This is a genomic window from Nostoc sp. CENA543 (assembly GCF_002896875.1).
Classification (GTDB): domain Bacteria; phylum Cyanobacteriota; class Cyanobacteriia; order Cyanobacteriales; family Nostocaceae; genus Trichormus.
This window is the reverse complement of sequence record NZ_CP023278.1, coordinates 1591483-1617032: the sequence shown is the minus strand read 5'-3', so window position 1 is coordinate 1617032 and position 25550 is coordinate 1591483. Positions and strand designations below refer to the sequence as shown.

Sequence of the window (25550 nt, the reverse complement as noted above, 5' to 3'; positions counted from 1 at the left end):
AATACACTGATGATGTAGCTGTTATAACCTAGCAGCACACAAAGCAGCACCTATTAGTCCAACTTGTGGATTGAGAATGATATGCACTGGTATTTCTTCTAACAAGGAACGCATTCTGCCTTTTTGGGTGAAATTTAAGAGGAAATTGCCATTTTGTATCAAAGGTAAGATTTTGGAGGCAATACCACCAGCAATGTACAAGCCACCGTAGGGTAAGAGTTTGAGGGCGAGATTTCCGGCTTCTGCACCGTAAGCATCGATAAATATTTGCAAAGTTTGTTGACAGAGGCGATCGCTTCCTTGCACTGCTGCTTTCCCAATGGCTGCACCAGGATCAACGGTTTTTTCTGATTGTCCGGCTTGTTGTTCCCAGGTACGAACAATTTGGGCGATTTCTGGGGATTCAGTAGTGTGATAGCGATCGCGCAAAAATTGATAAATCGCCACAATCCCCTGTCCAGATACTACCCTTTCCACAGACACACGCTGAATATCATGTTTATCCAGCAGATATTTTAATAATTGAAACTCTAACTCATTACGTGGCGCAAAATCGGCGTGTCCCCCTTCTGACGGAAAGACTTGATAGTAATTCCCCTGTTTAATTAAAAATCCTTGTCCTAAACCAGTCCCAGCCCCAATAATTGCAATCGGTGCTTCTTGTTGGTGTTTACCTACTTGCAAAGTCAGCAAATCTTGTTTACTCAAGCCAAAAATGCCATAACCGACAGCCGCAAAGTCATTAATAAGAGAAATGAGAGGAATACTCAATTCTTGTGCGAGGCGTTCTGTATCTAAGAACCAAGCTAGATTAGTGAGTTTAGCAGTATTGTTAACCACGGGGCCAGCGATCGCAAAACAAGCCTTTTCCGGTGTACCTGCATTAGCATTAAGTAAAAATTGCTGCACTATCGGCACCAAATCAGGAAAATCCCCACTGCGGTAAATTGCCTCATGAATAGTCTGTAACTCAGATGCGTCTGATATTTCCACCAAACGCAAAATAGTCTTAGTCCCGCCAATATCTCCTGCTAATAGTAAAGTCATAAATCAGTAAGTGAGTAGTGAGTAGTGAGTGCTGAGTGGTGAGTGCTGAGTATTTAGTAATCAATTCTTTAATTTTGAATTTTGAATTTTGAATTTTGAATTGATTTGAGTGCTGTTAGCGGAAGCGGGGCGTTTAGCCCGTGCTGAGTGGTGAGTGCTGAGTATTTAGTAATCAATTCTTTAATTTTGAATTTTGAATTTTGAATTTTGAATTGATTTGAGTGCTGTTAGCGATAGCGTGGCGTTTAGCCAGTGCTGAGTGAAGAAATATCCACCTTGTCTACCTTGTCTACCTTGTCCCTAGTCCCCAGTCCCCAATCCCCAACCTAAGCAAAGCGAATGACTTCCTCTACCTGAGTTAAATGGCTGGTGTCTCCTTTTAGTTCTAACAACCATTCAGGTTCTTGACGCACGACTTTGACTAGAGAACATAAGGAGGCTTTAACTTCACTTTTGGCAATCTCCCCAACTAATCCCATTGCGCCCCCTAATACAGAAGCACCGTGTGCTACTAGCAAAATATCATCTGGGAAGAACTCTGTTGCTAAACATCTGGCTGTTTGTCCTGAACGGGCGCGTACCTGTTCATGAGTTTCAGGATATTTGGCCGCAATGCGCGGTGTGTAACTAGTGTCAATTCTAGGAAATAATTCTACAAGGGCTGATATTGACAGTCTTTCGGGTTCTTCTGTCATCCAAGCCGGATTTAGCCATTCACTCAACCCTGTCTCTAGTTTAATAGGCAAGTCTAAAGCTTCTGCTACAGCATTAGCAGTTTGCACCGTTCGGAGAAACGGAGAAGCAAAAATATGAGAGATATTTTCGTTTTTTAATCGCCTCGCTAGCTGCTTGGCTTGTACAAAACCATCTTCAGACAGGGGTGGATCGTAGCGTCGTTCTGCGGTGAGAAACCAATCGGGGTTTACAAAGTCAAGACGGTTAGCGTGTCTTGCGATCCAAACTATTTGAGTCATGGGTTTTATAAATTAAGGCGAAATTAATCCGCATCTACATCAAAATAGACACCTGAAAATACAGGTGCAAACCCAATATAAGATAAATTTTGTAACTTTCTGTAATATTTCTTTTGGTTGGGGATTGGGGACTGGGGACTGGGGACTGGGGACTGGGCAGGGGGCAGGGGAGAAGAACTAATGACTAATGACTAATGACTAATGACTAATGACTAATGACTATTGACTAATGACTATTGACTATTGACTATCAAGGCAGAGTCAGAATTTCTACGCCGTCTTCTGTGACAGCTACGGTATGCTCAAATTGTGCTGATAATTTGCGATCGCGTGTGACGGCTGTCCAACCGTCGTTGAGCATTTCTACTTCGTAAGTACCTTCATTAATCATCGGCTCAATAGTAAATACCATTCCAGGACGCAGGCGTTTACCTTTATCTCTGACACCATAATGGGGAACATCCGGTGCTGTGTGGAAAATATGGCTGATACCATGTCCGACAAAATCACGCACTACAGAAAAGCCCTCTCCCTCAGCGTACTCTTGAATTGCTGCGCCAATGTCACCAATGCGCGCCCCTGGTTTAACTTCTGCAATCCCTAAATGCAGGCACTTTTCTGTAACTTCCACTAGTTTCTGTACTTTGGGAGATGCACTACCAACAATAAAAGTTTTCGATGTATCACCGTGATAGCCGTCTACAATCGGTGTCACATCGATGTTAATGATGTCACCTTCTTTGAGAACCTGCTTGGCATTGGGAATACCATGACAAATGACTTCATTAACACTGGTGCAAATTGATTTAGGAAAGCCTTTATAGCCCAAAGGCGCGCTTTTTGCTCCCTGTGCTTGTGTCCACCGTTCGGCTTCGTCGTTGAGTTCTAGGGTGGTAACTCCTGGTTTGACCAATGGCTCTAAATGCTGCAAGAGTTGAGCAGCCAAGCGTCCTGCCTGGCGCATTTTTTCTATTTCTCTTTGGGATAAAATAACAATTATCTCTGTTTTCATTTTCTACTTGATTGATTTGTAAGAAATATAGTTAAGCCAGTTTCTGCGGCTCTTTTTGCAGCATCAGCCACTTTGAGGGTATACAAGCTTTCCTCTGGAGTGACGTACAAAGGTGTACCGTCAAATAAATGGTCTAACACCATTTTCGTATCTTTGGCAAACAAACCCCAACGAGTTCCCACCTCGATAGCTGTAGTTTGCCCATGTTGAATAAACAATCCCGTATCCCCATCAAAAATTAAACCGCCGTTTTCGCCATGAACCTCAAATTTACGTTCATACTGCCACAAAGTTTCACCTTTGCCGTAAATTATTTGAGCTAATAAACCACTCTGAAAGCAAATTTGTGTCATACAAAAGCAAGTTTGGTAATAGTCTGATTCTATTTCCCAAAATCTTTGATGAGAGTTGACAGAAAAAACCTCACCAAATAAATCTGTCAGCCGATGTAAACGAGAGAGCGCGCCAATTAAAGGAAACCCAAACTGATTATGATTATATGTCCATTTGCGGGGGGCAGGGTTTTGGGGGTTAATCGTGCTGTAGCGGACGTAGAATAAATGCCCTACCTTGTCTATATTTTGCTTTAAGGCTTGGTGCAGTCCGCCTAGAAGCTCAATATGTTCAACGTGGAGTAATTTTTTTTGCGTTTTTGCTAAAGCCAGCAATTCTTCAGCTTCAGCCAAATCAATGGCCAAGGGATATTCTACAACTACGTGTTTACCTGCTAGAAGTGCGGCACGGGCGATCGCTCCATGCTCACTATTAATTGTAGAGATCACTACTAGCTCTATATCTTCTCTTTTTATCAAATCTTGCCAAGGGGCGATCGCCTCTGTTTGGTAGTCTTTAGCAAAGGTTTGCGTTCTTTCTAAAGTATTTCCCGCAACTGCAACTAAATCTGAACGTTGATCTTGCAGTAGAGCCTCTGCTCGTAGTTTTGCTGCATATCCTGTACCAACTAAACCCACACGCACTTTTGCTTTTCCCAAAGCTGCTTTTGCATTATACATAAAATCTAGGGGTTGCTGGGGATTCGGGACTGAGGACAAGGGAGACAAGGGAGAACAGGGGTAGAAAAGCTAATGACTAATGACTAATAACTATTGACTATTGCTAGAGATATTGCATCCGCAAGATATAAACAAAACTTATTGTTATCTACTAACTAAATCTCATTACTAATCGTGTGTGATTTCTGGTTACATACTTTAAATTTTCCCGTAGTATCAGAATTGAAGCAAATTTTAAACAACAGCTTATTTACATCAGAAAAGCTGTTAGCGTTGCTTTGGGATAAATTGAATACTGCCGTTCGCACAAGAGAGGACTACTAAAATGGCAACTTACAAAGTTACATTGATCAGTGAAGCTGAAGGTATCAACACAACAATTGATGTTGAAGACGATACTTACATTTTAGATGCTGCTGAAGAAGCAGGTATTGATTTGCCCTACTCCTGCCGTGCTGGTGCTTGTTCCACCTGTGCAGGTAAGTTAGTTTCCGGTACCGTAGACCAATCTGATCAATCTTTCTTGGATGATGATCAAATTCAAGCTGGATATGTACTGACCTGTGTTGCATATCCTACCTCTGATGTCACCATCGAAACTCACAAAGAAGAAGAACTCTACTAAGAGTTAGATATCTCAGAATTATCCAAGGGGTCAGAATCTTGTATTCAGAATAGCCTGCGAGTTGGCTATCGCTATAAAATGACTCCACCCCCTGTGAGGATGAAGTCTGTTGCTAATCAGAAAACTTGTTGTTGACTTCGCTAATTAATAGCGATTCACCATAACTATAAGAGGCTCTAGCCGATCGCAGATCATTATTCTGAAATTCTGACTCCCTATTAGGATTAATTCACCCATAGTCACCGACAAGGCTTGTCTTTCTTCTCCTTTGATTAAAATTTGATTTCTGGGCTAAGTGCTTTAAGTTCTGTCCCAGGATAATAAAACTGCAAAATTTTCTCGTTATTCCAGCCTAATTTGGCTAGATTTTGCGCTCCTGTCTGACTCAAACCCACTCCGTGTCCTAATCCACCACCTACAAAAGCATAACCCCACAATTCTGGTTCACCTTTATTGAGTGGTACTATGTAAAATAGGGTACTTCTAGGTGCAGCAAAGGCACTACGCACTTCATCTTTGTGGAGAGTGAAAGTACCAATATCTGTTTTCACTGCTAGTTCCAGAATTCGCCCACTGCGGCTGCGTTTGGTTATAGACATAGCGTCAATGGTTTTAAATGAGGCGTAGGGGCTATTTTTAGCTTGCAAGAATTTTTGTAAGTCTGGGATGATTCTGTCTAATGATGATTCTTTGTACCAGCGAAATACATCCCATTTGCTTTCGTTAAAACCTTGCTTGAGGCTAATAAATTTCTGGAAGTTTTGTTCGTCGGCGAGATTTTGCTTGGATAAGTCCCATAAATTTGTCGGTGTATCGACAACCGGACGCAAGTAAGGACGATCTTCACCATTCCAAACATCGCTAAAGTAAGCTGTCACACCGCCAGTAGTAGAAGAATAGAGGGCATCTACTAGCTGATTTTTATAGGTTAACACCATCCCTTTAGTAGTAGCGATCGCCTGATCGGTTTTATTGGTCGCTCCTGTTAGCCCGTAATAAACTTGACAGTGGGTACTAGCGCATAATTCATAATTATCTACGGCAAATCTGCGGAGATTTCTTAAAGCGTAAGTCCGAGCTAAAATTGCTTGGGCTTCCATTGCTGCTTTTGGTGCATCAGTGCCAATTTCGTGCGGAACTACACCACGTAGGTAAATTTCTAAGGGGACTTGATTAACGAGAGTGTATGTACCGTAAGCGTTGGGCTGAAATTGAATTTTACCAGCGTAAACGCGAGTCGTATCTAGTTTTTTCCCACTTTTTACCCGAATTAGGTTTTTAGCTGTACTAATCTCTACATTTTTGAACCTATAGCTTTCCCCGTTGACTACCCAATTGACTTGCGGTACTTTGGCAGCAACTTGAGTATCTAAATATGCTAGTTGATTTCCCTGCGATTTTATCGCCTGAAATAACAAGCGTCGTAGTAAGGGAGTGTTATACACATCTCGTTTAGCCCAGACTTGCCAACGTTCCGGCTGGGCAATTTCTACTTCAATTCCCTGCTTTCGCCATTGGTTGGCACTATCTTCTGCCGTTTCATAAGTGCGGTATGTTCCTAAAACTACCACCTCTGCGATCGCTGGGCTGGGTAATTGCTGCATGACAACTTCCAGTTGGACTGGTTTGGTTGTCATTACAGTACGATTTTGATTACCATCTAAAAATTTCAGTTGTAAGCGATCGTCTTTTGTCGGTTCTAATTGCAGTTTGTCCGTCGGTTCTGCACCAAATCTCTGTACAATCCCAACTCTCAAATCTAAGTCCTTAACTTTGTCTTGAGTACCTGATGCGCCCGTTAATCCCAACAAACTAAAAGTCATCAGCACAGTCAAGGAAAAACGCCAGAAGTTATTGCCTCTGGTTCTCCGATTCTTTACATCCCTGCTTGGCAGCAGTTTTGACATTGGCTTTGTGGCGTGGTGTTTTTGTCGCATGGGCGATTCCATAATACCCTTATCGGTTTTGCTTCTGCACTACTTGCAAAACGAAGTCATAATGAGTATGATTTATTTAGAGATACGAAACAGAATTTAGTGGGTCAACTCCTCATGGTTAGGATACAAGAAATTCCATTAAATCAAATTCATCGTCCTTTGCCCCGTGGCAACGATCCCAACAAAGTACAAGCCTTAATGGAATCAATTGCGGCGATTGGACAGCAAGAACCCATAGATGTTCTAGAAGTAGATGGACAATATTATGGCTTTTCTGGTTGTCATCGGTATGAAGCCTGCCAACGTTTAGGAAAAGAAACAATTTTAGCGAGAGTTCGGAAAGCACCCCGTAGTGTTTTGAAAATGCACCTGGCGTGATTGGGGACTGGGGACTGGGGAATAGGGAATGGGGAAAGAACAGTATTAATATGCTGAATTTAACTTTGATCCGGTAATCTTTATTTCATACCCGATGCCAATGCCCCATGCCCCATTCTCAATTGCCAATGCCCTAATCCATAATTACTCAAATAGGAGAAAATTCATGTCTTCTGGAACAACAATTAAAAATGTCAATATCGGCATAGATGATGCCAATAGAGCTAAGATTGCGGAAGGTTTGTCTCGATTATTAGCCGACACCTATACACTGTATCTCAAAACTCATAATTTCCATTGGAATGTTACAGGGCCAATGTTCCAAACATTACATTTAATGTTTGAGACTCAATATACAGAGTTAGCTTTGGCAGTGGATTTAATTGCTGAAAGAATCAGGGCTTTGGGTTATCCTGCACCTGGAACTTATAGTGAATACGCCAAGCTCAGTTCTATACCGGAAACTCCTGGTGTACCTAAAGCCACTGATATGATTAAGCTTCTAGTGGAAGGACAAGAAGCCGTAGTGAGAACTGCGCGTTCAATTTTCCCTGTGGTGGATGAAGTTAACGACGAACCTACCGCCGATTTGTTGACTCAACGGATGCAAGTGCATGAAAAAACTGCTTGGATGTTGAGAAGTTTGTTGGAAGAGTAGGGACTGGGGACTGGGTATTGGGAAAAAGGTAGAATTTTTCTATTGTTTTTCCCTATCCCTGATCCCTAGTACCCACTCCCAATCCCTATGTCTAACTGCGATCGCACTCCTGAGTTGCAAGATTTAATGCAACGGGTAGGTATTTCTAGTTTCAAAGCCTTGAGTCGTGCGGCTGGTGTCTCTGAACGGCAGATATTACGGTTACGACAAGGCGCACTAGAACAGATGCGATTAGATGTACTGCTGAAATTATCCCAAGTGCTACAAATTCCCTTAAATGAATTTGTAGCCACTTTTTTAATCCCAATCCCCAATCCCCAATACCCAATCCCCAATCCCCAGTCCCCAGTCCCCAACCCCCAAGAACTAGCTGATTTAAGAAAAGAATACGAGCGATCGCAATTACAACTAGAACAGCAGCGAGAAGTTTTGCTGCAAGAGTTCCAGCAGTCGAGTTTACAACTGCTGGAATCTTTGTTGTTACAATGGCCGACAGCTGCCCACAAGGCTCAAGAAAATCACCAATTAGCAGCAGTGAAGATTTTACCTCTAGTAGAAAAGCCTCTAGAAAAATTATTACAGGCGTGGGGAATCGAAGCGATCGCACCCGTAGGCGCAGAGTTACCATATAACCCCCAACTACACCAATTATTAGAAGGAACTGCTCAACCAGGAGAAATAGTCAGAATTCGCTACACAGGCTATATCCAAGGTGATAAGTTACTATATCGAGCTAAAGTCAGCCCAGTTTAGTTAACCGTCAACAGTTCCCTAATTTACCTCATGCCACCGATTGAAAATAGAAGATATTGGGAATACTAGATAATAGTGGTGTATCTAAATAGCGGTATCAGAAGTTAAAGAGCTTATCAATAGGAATTCGCGTATGGCAAAGGACAAGAAGCCAATGAGTCACTTACTGAACCTACAGATATCACTACCGAGGATGAAAATCTGCACTATCAAGACGATCTATCTGTAGTGTTTTGACTTCAGATCACTTTTGGATGTTGGTTTCGTCTAAAAATTCCAGCAATCTATGAATTTTTAGCTTTAGTTTTCAAACTTTTTATAGAGATAATATCATTTTGGCACAAGAGATACAAAATTTGATCAGGAAATTAAGTTATCTTCATATCTCTTACTGAGACAAATGAGTAAAAAGGAGTTGATTGCTACAAATTATATAAAAGTAAAATATATTTCTAATTCTCAAGACTTAACTAAGCATTAGAATTATCTTCTCTCTCATTTGAGATTTCTAAATTTAGGTACTATGCTTTTTTAAAATATAATTTATCTATCATAAGTTGTGTTTTAAATTAGTTTAAATTATGAGAGATTATTATTGAGAAGTTAACTTATACTTTGAGGCTACTAAGTTCTTCTCCAGCCATGTAGCTACTTGCTATATAATATTGGCAAATTTTCACTTTACATAGGCAGCACTTTGGTAAAAAACAATGAATCAAGAAGTACAGGTTGTTAAACTCTCTGGAATTATCAATACTACTAACTCTTTAGAATTAAGAGAAAATATTACCCATCTTGTGGACAGTGGGGCAAAAATTGTTTTAGTTGACTGTCAAGAAGTAACTTTTATGGATAGTTCAGCTTTGGGATCATTAGTATTAGCTTTCAAAACCCTAAGAGCCGCAGGTACGAAGTTATTTCTTTGTTCTATTAATGAGCAAGTTAGAATTTTATTTGAATTAACTGGTATGGATAGTGTATTTGAAATTTTTAAAAATCAAGATGAATTTCACGCAGCGATTCTATCTAGAAGCTAATCAAATTTGATTTGCAGAATTGATAAATCATCTTCAAAAGCTTCTTTAGGGTTTAAAGCTGTGAGGTAATTTAATACGTGATCGAGTTGATAATCAGCAGTATGGTGGATACTAGTAAGAATCTGGACAAAAGCGTCTAGATTCCAGACTGTGCCATCTGATTTAGTGATTTCGTAAGCTCCATCACTAAAAATATAAAGACTACTGAATTTTTTAACATAGCAGGAAGCATCAATATACTGTGCTTCTGGAAACATACCAACTGGCATCCCAGGAGTTCTTAAAATTTGAACTTCATTGCTAGTTGGGGATGTTCCAGATATAAGAATTGCGGGTGGGTGTCCAGCACTTGCGTAAGTTAATTGTCGTGTAACTCGGTTATAAACTCCATACCAAATAGTAAAATATTTATCATTTTGATAATTCATTTGAAATGTTTCATTTAAAGCTTTGAGGACATCACTAGGTTGATAGTAATTGAGTCCTTTAAGCGCGCGTGAACGTAAAAGATTGAGGACAGAAATAGAAGGGAGTGTGGCTTTGAGTCCGTGGCCTGCTGTGTCTAGTAGATAAATGGCGATCGCCTCATTATCTAGCCAGTAGTAATCAAAACAATCGCCACCTAGTTGACGAGAGGGAATAAATCGAGAATTGATGGTGAAAGGTTGACTCATCGGTTCTGGAAGCAGCGATCGCACATATTCAGCCGCTTCCGTTAGTTGTTCTTCTAAAAGCAGTTTTTGAGTTTGCAAATCTCGACTTGCTTGATGTAGTCTCAAACCTGCTCTCACTCTAGCTTTCAATTCGTGTTGTTCAATCGGTTTAGTGATAAAGTCATCAGCACCAGCATCTAAACCTTTGACGCGATCGGCTACCGAATCAAGAGATGTTAGTAAAATAAAGAAGGTAGTTGATAGATTAGGGTCATTTTTGATGCGGTGACAAACTTCCAGTCCATTCAAGCCTGGCATAATCCAATCACAAATAATTAAAGCTGGATGATGAGCTACAGCTTGAGCGACTCCTTCTTCACCATTATTAACAGCAACTACCTCATAACCCTGTTTTTGTAAGATTCTTTTAAGTAGTATCTGGATAGATAGATCATCATCAATGACAAGTATTTTGAACATCGGTGGTTATGGACAAGGTTATTAATAGTTAGTTATTACCAATAGAAATTAAAAATATTGTCAAGATTAATATGTGGATAAGTATTATCTCTAGAAAAATAATACTCACCATATCTAATTATCCATCGCTTGAATCAAATTTGGTCAATGGTCAATGGTCAATAGTCAATAGTCATTAGTCATTAGTCATTAGTCATTAGTCATTAGTCATTAGTCATTAGTCATTAGTCATTAGTTTCTCTTCCCCTGCTCTCCCTTGTCTTCCTTGTCTCCCTTGTCTCCCTTGTCCCCAGTCCCCAATCCCCAGTCCCCAATCCCTACGGTGGCGAAAGGGGATTCAACCACAACAGCAGGGAGTTCTTTAACTGGTTGAGGTCACGATATACTTCTTGTCGAAACCACTGTCCTAGAGCATCTAAAGGGGTGAAGGATGAGCCGGTTTGCCATTTGATGTCTTGTCCTAGTGGTGTGGTGTGATTTCCTGGGAGGATTTGCGCTGTCACCATCTCAGGAAAGCGCGCCTTTAAGATTTTGGTTAAAACGGTTGATTGGTCGAGGTTATCATTCTGAAATTTAATGAGTAAATTACGCCGGACTTGATAACCTTCTTGGACTATTTTGTTGGTTTCTAAGGGTGAAGGGGTAAATTCAATCGTCAACGCTGAATTAAACTGTTCCACTAGGGGAATAGCATCTTTGGCGGCGTAGTTATTGAAAGATATTAAAATATTACCTGCGCGTTCGACGGGAAATAGACTACCGATGAGCAAATGCAGTTTACAACCCATACTATGTCCTAGTCCATAGGCGGGGAGATAAGCTTTGCGGAGTGCGCCAGAGTCACTCAATCTTTCTATGGTGCGATCAAAATTGAGTAGTACAGTTTTGGCGATCGCAATATGATCTAAAGTGTTAACAAAAGGTGTAGCGATAATCACATATCCTTTAGCTGCTATTTGTTCTAGTAGCCATCGATAAGTGAGGTGAGGTGCGGTAGCTACAAATGCACCTCCCAAGAAATGAATGATACCCACGGGGTTTGGGGGAATCAATACCCAGTTTCCTCTAATTTCTTTCCAATCCATGCCTGTAGGCGATCGCTCTAATCACACTTAATTTATGTTAGACCTTACTGGGTGAATGATGCAGCACAAGCAAACAACATTAAAAGACCACGTTGCTCTACGCTCCCTGCGATTATAGCCTTTTTAATTTCCTAGTCCCTAGTTTGACTTTGTAAACTTTTCATTTCCTGCTGCACATCTAAAGCAATCTGCAATGCTTCATTTAATAATTTGCCATGCTCAGTTGCTTGTTCTGTAACTTGCATCGCAGCTAAAGTCGCTAAATTATTCACAAATAATTCTGTATTACCCAGAATAAAGTTTTTATTTTCTCGCAAAATTCTTTCTGTTTTTAAAGCTCTGACTAAATCGTCTCTTGTGAGTTTCAACGCCGCAATTACTTTTGATCTTTCTTTAATATTCACTTCTGGATTGCCAGCATCTTCTATTTGATCATTAATATCTATAGCTTTAATTACAGCATTATATCTATCAACATCATTTAAAAGAATTTGCAGTGAATGCGTCATACTTCCTTTGAGATTTTTGAGTCTTTTTTGCCACCAGTAATATAGACTACATTGTGTAATTACTCCGCCCAGAAAACATAGTATTATTAATAACATCCACGCCGGAATGCTAATCCAATTAGCAAATAGCTTAATCAAAACATCTAGTATTAAATAGGTCAAGACAGCGATAGAAAAGCTTATAAAAAGGACTGTAGCCCCTTCCGAACCTTTAATTTTTTGGACAATAGTCTTACCTATCTCTTTTAAGGGATTAATGATGATGACCAGTTCATCCTTCACAGGCAAATTAGTTAACTTTTGTAGTTCCTTTTGACTAATCTCTAAGCCTTGCAAATCATTACGCACAGTTTTCCCCATTTTCACTAGGATAGTGATTATTTCATACAATATAGCAACCAAAGTTATATATGGCTAACTAGATAAATAAAATATTTGTTTTTTGACTTTAGTTAATTTTCATCGAAAAAATATATTTTTATGTGTTCTTTGATACCCTAAGTGTATTAAAAGTTACTTGACTTCCCAAGATACTAAGATTTAAACACCAATAAGGTGGGGACATTTAATATTTTAATAGAGAATAAAAAATGATTTTTGTAATATATAGTGCTGGATAAAATCTGGGAATAGCTTACTACTAATTAATCTTAGATGGATGTGATCAACTATCTAAAGGATGAAAGTGTTTGCCGCGTATTTTGACCTTTAGCTAGTTGTTGATTATGACTCATCAGTGAAAAATGAGAGTTATCAAAGATAAATTACTTTGATACAAAACACTGTTTTCATCTCAATCACAGTGTTTTAGGAGTGTTTTCAGTAACCAAAAGGCATTTAAACCAATGATCTGATGAAGAAGCATCTAAATTATTTTTGTCTTAAATTGTGAGTTTAATTAAGGGTGTTTAGCTAGAAATCATGATTGATTGAAAAGCTAATTTCAAACATATCTTTATCATCAAATAGATATTTTTTGATTGAGTTACCCTGAAATATTTTCCTAAAAACCATACATCAACTTAGAGAGAAATTAATTTTTCTGGAGGATACATCTGTGAATCATCTCTTATCTTGGTCATCATTCAGTATGAAATTGCTAGCTTTAGGAGTAGCAGCTGCAACAATTTCTCCTGTGATGATTTCTACAGTCGCTTTAGCTCAAGATACTGTTCCTTCAACAACTGTAGCTCCCAGATTTAGTGATGTTGGTGCAGATTATTGGGCGAGTCCATTTATTCAAGCTTTAGCCGAAAGAAATATTATTGCAGGCTTTCCTGATGGCACATTTAAGCCGAACCAATCGGTGAGTCGGGCGGAATTCGCCACGATGATTCAGAAAGCCTTTAACCAACAGCCAGTCAGACAATTAAGTGCAAGCGGATTTACAGATGTTCCGTCTAACTACTGGGCGAATGCTGCAATTAGAGAGGCTTACGAAACTGGATTTATGGCTGGCTACCCAGGGGATGTGTTTTTACCTAATCAACAGATTCCTAGAGTACAGGCGATCGCAGCTTTAGCTAGTGGTTTAGGCTTACAAAATAGCAACTCTGCATCAGATGTGGTAGGTACCTACTATGCAGATGCTTCTGTTATCCCTAATTATGCTGTAAATAGTGTGGCGGCGGCAACACAAGCTAACTTAGTGGTGAACTATCCCAATGTTCGACAACTCAATCCCCAACAGTCTCTCACCCGTGCAGAAGCAGCAGCACTCTTGTATCAAGCCTTAGTGCGTCAGGGACAGTTGCAACCTCTAGCTACCAATGTTGCAGCCTCTAACTATGTAGTAGTCAGCCAGGGAACTGGTAATACTCAAACAGGGAATGACATCGTTTCTCTAGCCGCGTCTAGTAATTCTTTTAGCACTTTAACTTCTTTAATCCAGTCAGCAGGTTTAACGGATATCTTGCGACAGCCAGGCCCTTATACAGTGTTTGCGCCTACTAATGAAGCTTTTGCAGCTTTACCGGCTGGGACTTTAGAACAGTTACAACAACCCCAAAATAAAGAATTATTGGTGCAGATATTGCGCTATCACGTAGTTCCTGGACAGGTGACGGCGAATCAACTCTCATCTGGGGAATTAAAAACCGTGGAGAATTCACCCGTGAATATTCGAGTTGATAGTGCAAATAATCAAATTGCAGTCAATGAAGCGCGAGTGATTCAGCCTAATATTCAAGCGAGTAACGGAGTCATCTATCCCATTAACCAAGTTCTGATTCCACCTAATCTGACTAGTCAACAGCCACAACCACCCAATAATCAAGCACAAACCCCAGATGTCACACCAGGAAGGGCTACCCGTGGCGGTTCTAGTTATGTTGGCGTAGCGGGTAATATCGGCTTGGGCGGTGATACAGCGTTGAGTGAAAGTAACTTTGCGGCTATCAGTAAAATCGGTCTAACTCGGACTATATCAGTGCGTCCATCGGTAGTGTTTGGAGACGATACCGTATTTCTCGTACCCTTGACTTATGATTTCGCGCCTCGTGAGGTGGAACCCGGCGTTGTACAGCAGTTTTCTGTATCCCCTTATGTTGGTGCTGGTGTGGCTATTGAAGCTAGCAATGATACTGATATTGGGTTGCTGTTAACTGGTGGTGTAGATGTTCCCTTGGGAAATCGCTTTACCCTTACAGGTGCTGTAAATGCAGCTTTTGTTGATAAAACCGATGTGGGTTTGTTGTTGGGGATAGGTTACAACTTCTAATTTATGTGACTGCGATCGCTTCTCAGCCACTCATAGCTATTTTACACCTGTGGAGAATGGGAGCGATCGCTATGATTTCAGGATCAACACTAGAAAACTTCTTTAGGTATAGGTTGATGATCAGCCATTAAACCACTGATAGTCACGCTCCATGTCACCATTAAAAGAAGCTGCGACTTTATAACCAATGCGAATACCAAACAGTCGAGCTAATGGGTTCTTTTTGCGTAAATAATTCGCTGATTCTATACCTGTTTTATCAACTGCATATTCACCAGTTTCTATATCAATAATCACCATTTTACCGATGTTTTCTTCTGTTTCTACTTGCTGACGGATATTATTTTCATATAATTCTCTGGCACGTTTACCAACTTCTTCGCTGCTTAAAAGTATAGTTTGCATAGTTTCTCCTGTTAAGTTATCAGTTTCGGGATTGGTTGTTGAGCCTTGTTTTTTTGATGATTGAAAAAGTTAAGCTGAGAGTAAGGGTTTAACTTTACCAAAACGGCGATCGCGTTGTTGATAACTAAGTAAAGCTTTATATAATTCTTCTCGGTCAAAGTCAGGCCAAAAAATATCAGTGAAATACATCTCTGTATAGGCTAATTGCCATAGTAAAAAGTTACTTAAGCGCATTTCTCCGCTAGTACGAATTAGTAAATCTGGCGGGGAAGTATTTACTGTGTATAAATACTGTTCTACAAGCTGTTCATTAACTGCGGCTGCATTAAGTTTACCTTGTTCTACTAGTGCCGCTATTTGATGACAGGCTCTAGTAATTTCATTACGGCTACCGTAATTAATCGCTAGAGTAAAGTGAATCGCTTGATTATTTGCGGTCTTTACAGTTGAATGTTCTATCTCTGTTTGCAGAGATGGGGGTAAAGCTGATAAATCGCCAATAAAAGAAAGTTTCACTCCTTCTTGGTACATTTCGGCTAATTCTCGGCGCAGGAATCGCTCAAATAAGCGCATGAGAAAATTGACTTCTTGCAGGGGACGTTGCCAATTTTCGGTGGAGAAGGCGTAGACGGTGAGGGCTTTGATTCCCCAATCCTTACAGCAGCGTAAAATTTCTTTGAGGGTTTTTGCACCTTGGCGATGTCCGGCTATGCGGGGTAGTCCTTGGTTAGTCGCCCATCTACCGTTACCATCCATGATGATGGCTAGGTGTTGGGGGATTCTTTGGGGTTCTAGGTCTAGGGGTAAATTCATGGTGTTAATGAGGGGATTTATTGAAAGTTCACGCAGAGGCGCAGAGACGCAAAGAAGGGTGCAAAGAGTTATTCAAAGAGGTTTTGTAAGTATTGGGGTGTTAGGGTGTTGTGCCATTTCCAGAGGTGGTGCATGGTGTAGATGAAGGTGAACAGGAGAGTGGCTTTGTTGCTGAATGTCCAGGCTTTCCAGTTGAGGGTATTCATCATGCGGCGCAGGGTACGCATCAGATTATTGCGCTCATAGTTTTGGGAACGGGTTTTAATTAAGGTTCTGGTAATGCGGATGAGTCCGGTGTCAGGATAAGCCCAAACTCCAAAACCCCAAAATTTGGTCATGTGGTTAACTTCGTCTTTGGTGAGTTCTTCTAAAACGTCTTGGAGTGCGCCTGTGGTGTGTGCCATCATCCACAGGTAAAGACAGGTTGCACCGTATTCTGTAGCGACGCGATGTAAACCGTGGCGATATAGGTCTTCTTGGGGGTCATCTGTGGGTAGGTAGCCTCTAACTGTGCGGAGTTTGGGGGTGATTTTTTCGCCGGTGAGTTGGGTGTAAACTTTGAGTAAGGCGGGGGTGTGTTGACGTTCTTCTTTCTCCCATAAACCGATTTCTTGGAGTTCACCATCTTCACCGACTGTTCCACCAACCACGCGCGCCATCTGAGGATGTAATTGTTCTAAATACTGGCGACTCGTTTGGGTGTAGCCGCGAATCGGGGCTTCTGTATCCAATGCACCTATCAAAATGGATAGAAATACTTCTGGATCTACGCCGATAATTTGATTACGGTTGATAGCTTGCCAATCAATATGTTTCCAAGGACGGGCTTGATGATTGGTAAATTGCGTAGGTAAATCTTCTAAGCGTTCTTGTAGTTTTTCGGTAGCTACGTAGTTATCTATCAGTGAGCGTAGACGCTGCTGTATTTGCCAGTAGCTAGGACTGGTATAGCTTTGGCCTGCCAAATCTTCTGCTAATGGGGTGGTAGTATTCACCATGTTTTTTATACTTTCAACTCTACGCCCAATAGCCTAAGCGATCGCACCTGTGTTTGTCAGTCGGTGAAAGTCGGCAGTTTGATATGATGCAGTTGCTAAAGTCGGCGTAAAAGTCGGATTTATTTGGTGTGTTAATTTAGGTTACAAATATGCAATTGATAATTTAGTTACCTTTCTTTTTTCTAGGGAATGTTTAGGGTGAGGTAAAACATATGTTGATACATCAATCATGACTTTTCAAACATTAGAAAAAGTCGGGTAAAAAGTCGGATTCATAGAAACTTATCCGAAAGTTGGGATAGAAAAACTGTAGATTAATCTATAGTTCTAAAATCTAACTACCCTCATCGTTACACAATGAACGCTGAAGCAGCATTAGCATGGTTAGAAAGCATCATTCCTGCTCAAACTGGGGAAAGATTGAGCGATTTGCAAAAAGTGATTCTTCAGCAGGTTTGGTTGGGTAGAAAATATTTAGATATCGCCCGCAGTTACGGTTGTACGGAAGGACACGTTAAGGATGTCGGTTCACAATTATGGAAGTTACTTTCTCAGGTTTTGCGACAAAAGATAACTAAAAGCAATTGTCGCACTACTTTGGAACGAGTTCTGAGGAAAACTTCTGCTATCTCCCATACTTTTTGCTTAACCTCTCCCCCTACCCCTCTCCTACAAGGCGAGGGGAATGAAAAAGCAGGGGAGCAGGGAGCAAGGGAGCAGGGGGAAAAATCATCCACAAGGGGTGAGGTTTCAACCAATGGGGAAAAGGGTGAACGGAGCTTTCACCTACAAGGGGTGAGCTTTGTACCTTTAGTTCCCCCTGCCCCCTGCCCCCTGCCCCCTGCCTCTTATAAAATTCCACTAGAAAACACTAATTTTATCGGACGACAAGACGCGATCGCTCACCTGAATACTTTGGTAAATCAAGGCGCGAAGGTAATTCTTATTCAGGGTGAGGGAGGATTAGGTAAGACGACTCTCGCCCAGCAATATCTGCAAAATCAGGGTTTTGACTTGGTTTTAGAACTATTAATGGCGAAGGAAACCCAAAATATTACCTCAGTGGAACGGGTGGTGGAGGAGTGGCTAAAACAAGACTTTGGAGAAGAAGCAGGGGTAGAATTTGGGGTGACATTGGGAAGACTCAAACGCCAACTCCATCACCGGCGAGTCGGGGTGTTAATTGATAATCTCGAACCAGCATTAGATCATCAAGGAAAATTGATTGCGCCTCACCGCAGTTATGTCGAATTGTTGCGGGTTTTGGCTGATGTGCGGGTGCAATCTGTGACTCTAATCACTAGTCGCGATCGCCTGTGTGAACCTGGAATTAATATACATCACTATCGACTGCCGAGTTTAGACCAAGGTGCATGGCTGACGTTTTTTAGTCACCGAGGCTTAATTATCGACACGCCCACCTTGCAGCAAATACATCATACCTATGGCGGTAATGCTAAAGCAATGGGCATTATTTGCGGTGCAATTAAAGAGGATTTTGGTGGTGATTTGACTTTATATTGGCAAGAAAATCACACAGATCCTTTAGCAGCAACCGACTTAAAAAATTTAGCGGTAAGTCAAATTAATCGTCTGCAAAACCTTGATTCCCAAGCTTATCGCCTGCTTTGTCGTTTGGGATGTTACCGTTATCAAGATATCCCCAAAATTCCCTCGTCAGGACTATTTTGTTTACTTTGGGATGTACCAAAAACTGAACATCGTCAGATTATTACTTCCCTCAGAAATCGCTCTTTAATCGAGTGTGAGCAAGGAGAATATTGGCTACATCCAGTAATTCGAGCCGAAGCGATCGCGCGTTTACGCCATAGCGATGATTGGGAAATTACCAACCACAAAGCCGCCGAATTTTGGACAGCTAGCATCACCGAAATTGCGACATTTTCAGATGCTTTACAGGCTTTAGAAGCATATTATCACTACATAGAAATTAACGCCTTTGAGTTAGCGGGTAAAGTTATTCTCAAAAGTCGCAATAATCAATGGCAACAGTTCCTACCTCTGGGTAGTACATTGTATCGTATGGGATTTACTCAACCGATATTAACTGCAATTAATCAAGTCATAAATAATATTGAGTTTGAAGATAATCTCATTGAACTATACAATATATTGGGTGATTTATATTGGATTACAGGCAAGATTAGCCAAGCCATAACCTGTCAAGAACAAACCATTAATTTAGCCACACAAGCCCTCAAATCTCTTGTACCACAACCAGAAAATAAACATAAAGTCTACTATCTGAGAATGTTAGAAGTAGATTCGCTGTTAAGCATTGGTCTTTATAAAATAGATTTGTGGGAACTAGAAACAGCCGCCGATTTATTTCAACAAGTAATTTATTTAGCACAAAATACTGATCATCATAGCTGGGCTGAAAAAGCTTCAGTATGTTTAGCCTTAGTGAATTCCTATTTAGGCTTAAATGATGCTGCTCTTGCCTTAGCAGATGTAGCTTATAAAAATATTACGCAAGAAAAATTGGTAAAAACTGGTAGATTTGCTTATTTCATGCAAATCTTAGGTCAAACTTACATCAACCTTAGAGATTTTAGCAAAGCTAAAGAAATGTTTCAGCAAGCCTTAACCTTTGCCGAAGCCAGTCATTATATGCAAGTTAAAGCAAAAACATTGAGTAGTCTAGCAGAAATCTATCGCCAACAAGCAGATTATCAACTAGCCTTAACTCAACACCAAGAAGCCATCAAACTATTAGAAAAAATTGGTGCTAAATGTGACCTAGCAGCAGCCTATTTTCAACTAGGCTTAACATATCAAAAAATGTCCAATTCTGCTGAAAGTGAAATAAATTTTAACCAAGCCAAGCAGCTATTTACTGAAATAAAAGCTCCCAAGCAAGTAGAAAAAATTTCAAATTCCGCGTCCAGGTTTGCAATCTGCAAAACCTAATGCTTCTGAGTCCAGAAAACTAGCGATTCTCTTTCAGAGACACTACGTGAACGCCATTTCAATAACTGCTTCAATAGGGTACTCAATTTCAGTAGCACGAGCAATTAAAGCAGCTCGAATGCGCTCAGGTAGACGCTCTAAAATAATTTCTGCATCAACAATAGAAAGTTGTTCCTGAACTTTAGCTGGCATAGCTTTACTGTTCGTCCGTGATTATATTGCTATAACTTGTATTCCTGGCTCATATTTTATTACATCTTGACAACCCAGCATTGATAACAAAATTTGCTGAACTTTAAGATTCATGTAATTTAAAACCCATGAAGTTGTTTCAAGTGCCAACTGAATCATAATCAGGAAGTAGTTTCTCAAAATCGCCACATTAAAAAAGGTAAAAGGCAAAAAGTAAAAGATTATTTTTATTGTTCTCTACCCAGTCCCCAACCCCCAACCTTTCAATTTTGGATTTTGAATTGACGATAGCGTAGCGTTAGCAACGCAGGAGCATCTTTTGGATTGGATTCAATCTAAAATCCAAAATCCAAAATCTAAAATTCCCAGTCCCCAATCCCCATTTAGGAGAAGATATTAATGAAATTGGCTTACTGGATGTATGCAGGCCCAGCCCATATCGGTACTCTCAGAATCGCTAGTTCTTTTAAAAACGTCCACGCTATCATGCACGCACCTTTGGGCGATGATTACTTTAACGTCATGCGCTCCATGTTATCGCGGGAAAGGGACTTTACCCCAGTTACAGCCAGTGTAGTTGACCGCAACGTTTTGGCGCGTGGTTCTCAAGAAAAGGTGGTTAATAACATCACCCGCAAAGATGCAGAGGAACACCCAGATTTAATTGTGTTAACTCCTACTTGTACCTCTAGTATTTTGCAAGAAGACCTGCATAATTTTGTCGAACGGGCGCAAATAGAAGCCAAATGTGACGTACTTTTAGCAGATGTCAACCACTACCGCGTTAATGAACTGCAAGCAGGCGATCGCACTCTCGCCCAAATCGTACAATACTACATTGAGAAAGCCCGCAAAAAAGGCGAACTCCCCCGCAGCAAAACCGAAAAACCCTCAGTTAACATCATCGGTATTTCTACCCTGGGTTTCCACAATAACCACGACTGTACAGAACTCAAAAAGCTCATGGCTGATTTGGGAATTGAGGTAAACGCCGTCATTCCTGAAGGCGCGTCAGTCCATGAGTTGAAAAACTTACCAAAAGCTTGGTTTAACCTCGTCCCTTATCGGGAACTAGGCTCAATGACAGCTAATTATCTACAAGCTGAGTTTGGTACACCTTATATAGATATTACCCCGATGGGTGTGGTAGAAACTGCTAGATGTATCCGTAAAATTCAGCAGGTAATCAACGAACAAGGCGCGAACGTTGACTATGAAGAATATATCAACGAACAAACCCTGTATGTCTCCCAAGCCGCTTGGTTCTCTCGTTCCATTGACTGTCAAAACTTGACAGGGAAAAAAGCTGTAGTCTTTGGTGACAGTACCCACGCTGCGGCTATGACTAAGATTTTGTCACGGGAAATGGGAATTCATGTCGTGTGGGCGGGGACATACTGCAAATATGATGCTGATTGGTTCAGAGAACAAGTCAGCGAATATTGCGATGAAGTTTTAATTACCGATGATCATGGCATAATCGGGGATGCGATCGCCCGTGTTGAACCCTCCGCCATTTTCGGGACACAAATGGAACGCCACGTTGGAAAACGCTTGGATATTCCCTGTGGTGTCATTGCTGCACCAATTCATGTACAAAATTTCCCTATAGGATATAAACCATTTTTGGGTTACGAGGGGACAAATCAAATTACAGATTTAATTTACAATTCCTTTACTTTAGGAATGGAAGATCATCTATTAGAAATCTTTGGTGGACACGATACCAAAGAAGTCATTACCAAAGGAATTTCTGCGGAATCTGACTTAAATTGGACAAAAGATGGTTTAGCGGAATTAAATAAAATTCCTGGGTTTGTCAGGGGTAAAGTGAAGCGCAACACCGAAAAATTTGCGCGCGATCGCGGTTTTAAAGATATATCGGCTGAAGTGCTTTACGCTGCTAAAGAAGCAGTCGGGGCTTAATTTTTACATAATTACATAAAAGGGCGAGTTAATTACTTAACTCGCCCTTTTATGTAATTCGTCTGGAAATAAATAGAAAATGCAAGACACAGCTTCTCTATTAATCAGTCCCAGCAAGAGACAGAGTAGACATAGCATAATTTGATTCTCCTTTCTGAGAACTCAGATTCTACGCTGTTTCCAGCCAGTCATAAATTTTTTCTAGTTGTTCTAACGTAATCAAACCATATTGCCAAAGAATCATCGGTAGAGGGCCAGGATCTTGTTCCCGATGTCGCAACGCCACCGCTAAAGATGCAGCAGAAATTGATAAATCTTCCTGAAGAAAATGAATCAGTCGTGAATATGTAGATGGTGACATTTGTAACTCACCTCCTTGTTGAGCATTTACTGTTAAGTATTGGTTTTTCATTGATATGTAGCCTTGCAACTATTACTTCACAAGTGAATGTACATTTACCGGATAAACACTCTAGTCAATTTGGGTATTTTTATGAGAATAAAACTATTTATCCTCATAGACTGGGATCAAACCAGATTTTATTAACTCTAGCGATGTTTTACTGCTGATTGTTGTGACTCAAAGTGAGTATGGGGCATGGATGATATCTTTGCTATTGAAGTGATGTTTGGCTACACATTCAATAATTAAGATTCCATAGCTAATAGTGCCTTATGAGTGGCTGGTTACACTTATGCCAAAAGTCAGATATTAGGCAATTAAATTCACCAGCTTGTGACTCTATCTGATCAATCTTGAGATTTAACATTTTTGACATCATACTAGATAGTAGCCTCAAAATTCATTATTTTACGTATACTTGATAGATTTTTTACGCAAAGATTATGAATTTTGATGAGCTAGAACCTACACAAATCAGCAAGTCCAAGAATTTTTAGGGTAAATCCTTAGTGTTTAAAAATTCAATTTTTATACTGTCTCCTTTCTTCAGACTTAATTCCTGAGCGCGTCCTGCTCGCAACTCAATCACTTGATCAATTGGTACATCAGTTCCATAAGTAGGACAAGGTTCATTAGGACAAGGAGGAGCAGCAGTTTGAATATATCTAACTACACCATTGTGTAGAAAAACCATATCCAAAGCCACAGGTACATTTTTCATCCAAAACCTTACTGACTGCGCTGAAGGAAGTTCAAATAACATTCCGCGATTGTCGGGTAAAGCTGGGCGATACATCAGTCCTAGTTGTTGTTGTTCTGGTGTGCGCGCCACTTCTAAATCAATCTTGGTACCATTGGGAACTGTTGCTTTAGCAGAAATAGGTAATGTTTGCCCCAGTGATGCTGGTGTTTGAGTGTTAGTAGGGTTTGCTGTCGGAGATTGAGCAGTGGATTGCACAGAACACCCCATTAATAAAACACTCAACAGCATCGGAAAAAAACTTAACCAACGCATCATACAATTTTTAATTTAGTTATTTAGATATCGATTTTACAGAAATTTTTCAAAAATAGCCTGCTTGTTGGGGACTGGGGATTGGGCAGGGGGCAGGGGGCAGGGGGCAGGGAGATAAACTATTGACTAGTGACTAATGTACGGGCGGGTTTAACCAAAATCTCTGTTTGACAACGTGAATCTCTCACTGAACCCACTCCTACTGACTAATGACTAATGACTAATGACTAATGACTATTGACTAATTCAAGACTCTCTGAGTACGTAGCCTACACCGCGTACTGTTTGAATTAGGCGTTTTTGCCCTTCTTCTTCGATTTTTAGGCGTAAGTAGCGAATATAAACTTCTATGACGTTAGATTCACCCATGAAGTCGTAACCCCAAACGTTTTCTAAAATCTGCTCACGAGTTAAGACTTCGCGGGGATGTTCCATTAAGAATTTTAAAAGTTCAAATTCTTTCATTGTCAAATCAACTATCCGTCCGTTGTAGATGGCACGACGGCTAGCTATATCTAAAATTAGATCACCAAAACGTAACTGTTCGGTGGTATCAATATCTGGTTTGAGGTAAAGCCGAATTAACTTTAAAAAGTCTTCTGAGCGATAGGGTTTGAGAATGTAATCATCAGCACCAGCTTCTAAACAAGCTACCCGATCATCAACTGTATCCCTAGCCATTAGCACCAACACAGGCGATCGCATCCCCGCATTTCTGAGATTTTTACATAACGCCAATCCTGACTCACCTGCGAGCATTCGGTCAACAACTACTAAAGCAGGTTGGCGATCGCGATAGCATTGCAAGCCACTGGAAGCATCACTGGCCAAAACAGACTCATAACCAGCCTCCTGCAAATCAAAAGAAAGCTGATTAGCCAAGCTGTCATCGGTTTCTATGACTAAAACACAAGGATTGTGAACTGCTGTCATAACCGTTGGGGATTGGGGGTTGGGGACTGGGGATTGGGAAAAGGAGCAGGGGAGAAGAACTAATGACTAATGACTAATGACTAATGACTAATGACTAATGACTATTTGACTAAGGTAATTCTACCGAAGTGGGTTTGGCAATATGAGGTAGACCCCAACCTAATTTTTCGCGCAATATACGGAAAAATTCTGGTGGTTGTAGGCGAATGAATTTGACGCTGTAAGGCGATCGCTCTAAATATACACGATCCTCTGAAAAAACGTAGCAACCCCCATTGCCATCTACTACCATCACCAAGCGCGGAATGTTCACTGGATAGATGTTTACAGGTTCGGTATCAGGAAAGACTAAAGCCCTAGAAGCCAATGAATGCGGACAAATAGGTACTAACTGTAATGCAGGTACACCAGGAGTGACCACCGGGCCACCCGCACTTAAGGAATAAGCTGTTGAGCCAGTGGGTGTGGATACAATTACCCCATCAGCAGCAATATCAACTGGTGCATGACGACCTACAGCAATTTCAAAATGGCACATCGAGGTTAATGGTTCTCGATGTAATACCATTTCGTTTAAGCATAGGGCTTCCCACAGTACAGATTCTCCCCGTAAAACCTTCACAGTGAGCATGGCGCGTTCTTCAAGTTCATACTCACCCGCCATTGCTTGTTCTATTGCTTGGGGTAATTGATTCAGATAAGTTTCCGTTAAAAATCCCATGTGTCCGGTATTTACCGCCAAAATGGGAATCCCACAAGGAGCAACTTGGCGCGACGCTGCTAAAACAGTGCCGTCCCCCCCCAGAACAATCGCAAACTTCATTTCTGAGTCAAACCCAGGCGGTGTTAGACCATCAAGAGGAGTGTGGCATACAGGACTTTCTGGATTAGAATAGCCCAAAATGCCACCGATGCTTGATGTCATACATACATCCCAACCGGCTGCGGTTAGCTTGTCTTTCAGTTCGATAGCCACACGAACGGCTATCGGTTTAACGTCATTGTAGATAATGCCTGCTTTCGGCACACTCAAATATCCAAATACTAGGCG

The 25550-nt window shown here is 40.8% G+C and carries 23 protein-coding genes and 1 pseudogene; 8 read left to right on the top strand and 16 right to left on the bottom strand.

The annotated features are described in order from the left end of the window. Positions 1 to 21: 21 nt before the first annotated feature. The 4 genes from CLI64_RS06780 to CLI64_RS06765 form a co-directional block, all read right to left on the bottom strand. Positions 22 to 1047 carry a glucokinase gene (locus CLI64_RS06780; protein ID WP_103136491.1) on the bottom strand — a complete coding sequence of 342 codons (1026 nt, stop codon included), beginning with the start codon at positions 1045 to 1047 and terminating at the stop codon, positions 22 to 24. Between the two features lie 326 nt (positions 1048 to 1373). After that, the gene (locus CLI64_RS06775; protein ID WP_103136490.1) at positions 1374 to 2021 is read right to left on the bottom strand and encodes a histidine phosphatase family protein; all 648 of its coding nucleotides are present in this window, start codon (positions 2019 to 2021) and stop codon (positions 1374 to 1376) included. A gap of 250 nt (positions 2022 to 2271) precedes the next feature. Then, positions 2272 to 3033 (bottom strand): type I methionyl aminopeptidase, encoded by a 762-nt coding sequence (gene map / locus CLI64_RS06770; RefSeq protein WP_103136489.1) that lies wholly within the window; start codon positions 3031 to 3033, stop codon positions 2272 to 2274. Further along, on the bottom strand, positions 3030 to 4046 hold the full coding sequence (locus CLI64_RS06765; protein ID WP_103136488.1) for a Gfo/Idh/MocA family protein: 1017 nt from the start codon (positions 4044 to 4046) through the stop codon (positions 3030 to 3032). The genes map and CLI64_RS06765 overlap by 4 nt, the downstream gene beginning before the upstream one ends. 325 nt (positions 4047 to 4371) lie before the next feature. On the opposite strand from CLI64_RS06765, the gene CLI64_RS06760 reads away from it, so the two are divergent. Then, entirely contained in the window at positions 4372 to 4671 is a 300-nt protein-coding gene (locus CLI64_RS06760) for a ferredoxin (protein WP_103136487.1), read from the top strand. A gap of 272 nt (positions 4672 to 4943) precedes the next feature. Here the strand turns inward: CLI64_RS06760 and CLI64_RS06755 are convergent, their stop codons facing one another. Continuing rightward, on the bottom strand, positions 4944 to 6608 hold the full coding sequence (locus CLI64_RS06755) for a SpoIID/LytB domain-containing protein (protein ID WP_103140625.1): 1665 nt from the start codon (positions 6606 to 6608) through the stop codon (positions 4944 to 4946). A gap of 114 nt (positions 6609 to 6722) precedes the next feature. Here CLI64_RS06755 and CLI64_RS06750 point away from each other — a divergent pair, with 114 nt between their 5' ends. The 4 genes from CLI64_RS06750 (at position 6723) to CLI64_RS06735 (ending at position 9434) form a co-directional block, all read left to right on the top strand. Continuing rightward, the gene (locus CLI64_RS06750) at positions 6723 to 6986 is read left to right on the top strand and encodes a ParB N-terminal domain-containing protein (protein WP_103140624.1); all 264 of its coding nucleotides are present in this window, start codon (positions 6723 to 6725) and stop codon (positions 6984 to 6986) included. A 166-nt stretch (positions 6987 to 7152) separates the two neighbouring features. Next, positions 7153 to 7644, top strand: a complete 492-nt coding sequence (locus CLI64_RS06745; RefSeq protein ID WP_103136486.1) for a Dps family protein — start codon at positions 7153 to 7155, stop codon at positions 7642 to 7644. A gap of 87 nt (positions 7645 to 7731) precedes the next feature. Continuing rightward, positions 7732 to 8397, top strand: coding sequence for a nucleotide exchange factor GrpE (grpE, locus tag CLI64_RS06740; RefSeq protein WP_103136485.1), 666 nt, complete (start codon positions 7732 to 7734; stop codon positions 8395 to 8397). 710 nt (positions 8398 to 9107) lie between these two features. After that, on the top strand, positions 9108 to 9434 hold the full coding sequence (locus CLI64_RS06735) for an STAS domain-containing protein (protein WP_103136484.1): 327 nt from the start codon (positions 9108 to 9110) through the stop codon (positions 9432 to 9434). Here CLI64_RS06735 and CLI64_RS06730 read toward each other — a convergent pair. The 3 genes from CLI64_RS06730 to CLI64_RS06720 form a co-directional block, all read right to left on the bottom strand. Continuing rightward, a complete protein-coding gene (locus tag CLI64_RS06730) occupies positions 9431 to 10567 on the bottom strand; it encodes a PP2C family protein-serine/threonine phosphatase (RefSeq protein ID WP_103136483.1) in 1137 nt (378 codons plus the stop codon). The two genes, CLI64_RS06735 and CLI64_RS06730, sit on opposite strands and share 4 nt — an antisense overlap. 317 nt (positions 10568 to 10884) lie before the next feature. Next, positions 10885 to 11652 carry a DUF1350 family protein gene (locus CLI64_RS06725; RefSeq protein WP_103136482.1) on the bottom strand — a complete coding sequence of 256 codons (768 nt, stop codon included), beginning with the start codon at positions 11650 to 11652 and terminating at the stop codon, positions 10885 to 10887. A 131-nt stretch (positions 11653 to 11783) separates the two neighbouring features. Then, positions 11784 to 12521: a hypothetical protein gene (locus CLI64_RS06720; RefSeq protein ID WP_192881689.1), complete on the bottom strand. Its 738-nt coding sequence runs from the start codon at positions 12519 to 12521 to the stop codon at positions 11784 to 11786. 730 nt (positions 12522 to 13251) lie between these two features. Between CLI64_RS06720 and CLI64_RS06715 the strand changes: the two genes are divergently transcribed. Next, positions 13252 to 14880, top strand: coding sequence for a fasciclin domain-containing protein (locus tag CLI64_RS06715; RefSeq protein WP_103136481.1), 1629 nt, complete (start codon positions 13252 to 13254; stop codon positions 14878 to 14880). Between the two features lie 120 nt (positions 14881 to 15000). Here CLI64_RS06715 and CLI64_RS06710 read toward each other — a convergent pair whose 3' ends face one another. From CLI64_RS06710 to CLI64_RS06700, 3 genes are all read right to left on the bottom strand, one after another. Further along, entirely contained in the window at positions 15001 to 15285 is a 285-nt protein-coding gene (locus tag CLI64_RS06710) for a hypothetical protein (RefSeq protein WP_103136480.1), read from the bottom strand. Between the two features lie 69 nt (positions 15286 to 15354). Continuing rightward, on the bottom strand, positions 15355 to 16098 hold the full coding sequence (locus tag CLI64_RS06705; protein ID WP_103136479.1) for an isoprenyl transferase: 744 nt from the start codon (positions 16096 to 16098) through the stop codon (positions 15355 to 15357). Between the two features lie 68 nt (positions 16099 to 16166). Beyond that, positions 16167 to 17096 carry a hypothetical protein gene (locus tag CLI64_RS06700; protein WP_103136478.1) on the bottom strand — a complete coding sequence of 310 codons (930 nt, stop codon included), beginning with the start codon at positions 17094 to 17096 and terminating at the stop codon, positions 16167 to 16169. A gap of 357 nt (positions 17097 to 17453) precedes the next feature. Between CLI64_RS06700 and CLI64_RS06695 the strand changes: the two genes are divergently transcribed. Then, a complete protein-coding gene (locus tag CLI64_RS06695) occupies positions 17454 to 20030 on the top strand; it encodes a tetratricopeptide repeat protein (RefSeq protein WP_103136477.1) in 2577 nt (858 codons plus the stop codon). Here CLI64_RS06695 and CLI64_RS32080 read toward each other — a convergent pair. Beyond that, positions 19992 to 20222: pseudogene (locus CLI64_RS32080) on the bottom strand (hypothetical protein). The gene CLI64_RS06695 and the pseudogene CLI64_RS32080 overlap by 39 nt on opposite strands. A gap of 399 nt (positions 20223 to 20621) precedes the next feature. On the opposite strand from CLI64_RS32080, the gene bchB reads away from it, so the two are divergent. Beyond that, positions 20622 to 22148 carry a ferredoxin:protochlorophyllide reductase (ATP-dependent) subunit B gene (gene bchB / locus CLI64_RS06685; RefSeq protein ID WP_103136476.1) on the top strand — a complete coding sequence of 509 codons (1527 nt, stop codon included), beginning with the start codon at positions 20622 to 20624 and terminating at the stop codon, positions 22146 to 22148. Positions 22149 to 22317: 169 nt separating this feature from the next. Here the strand turns inward: bchB and CLI64_RS06680 are convergent, their stop codons facing one another. From CLI64_RS06680 to CLI64_RS06665, 4 genes are all read right to left on the bottom strand, one after another. Next, positions 22318 to 22509, bottom strand: a complete 192-nt coding sequence (locus tag CLI64_RS06680; protein WP_103140622.1) for a DUF2949 domain-containing protein — start codon at positions 22507 to 22509, stop codon at positions 22318 to 22320. 535 nt (positions 22510 to 23044) lie between these two features. Further along, positions 23045 to 23569 (bottom strand): DUF192 domain-containing protein, encoded by a 525-nt coding sequence (locus CLI64_RS06675; protein ID WP_103136475.1) that lies wholly within the window; start codon positions 23567 to 23569, stop codon positions 23045 to 23047. 243 nt (positions 23570 to 23812) lie between these two features. Further along, complete coding sequence (gene nblR, locus CLI64_RS06670; RefSeq protein WP_103136474.1) at positions 23813 to 24499, bottom strand: response regulator transcription factor NblR; 687 nt, start codon at positions 24497 to 24499, stop codon at positions 23813 to 23815. Between the two features lie 109 nt (positions 24500 to 24608). Further along, positions 24609 to 25526, bottom strand: coding sequence for an NAD(+) kinase (locus CLI64_RS06665; RefSeq protein ID WP_103136473.1), 918 nt, complete (start codon positions 25524 to 25526; stop codon positions 24609 to 24611). Between the last annotated feature and the right edge of the window lie 24 nt (positions 25527 to 25550).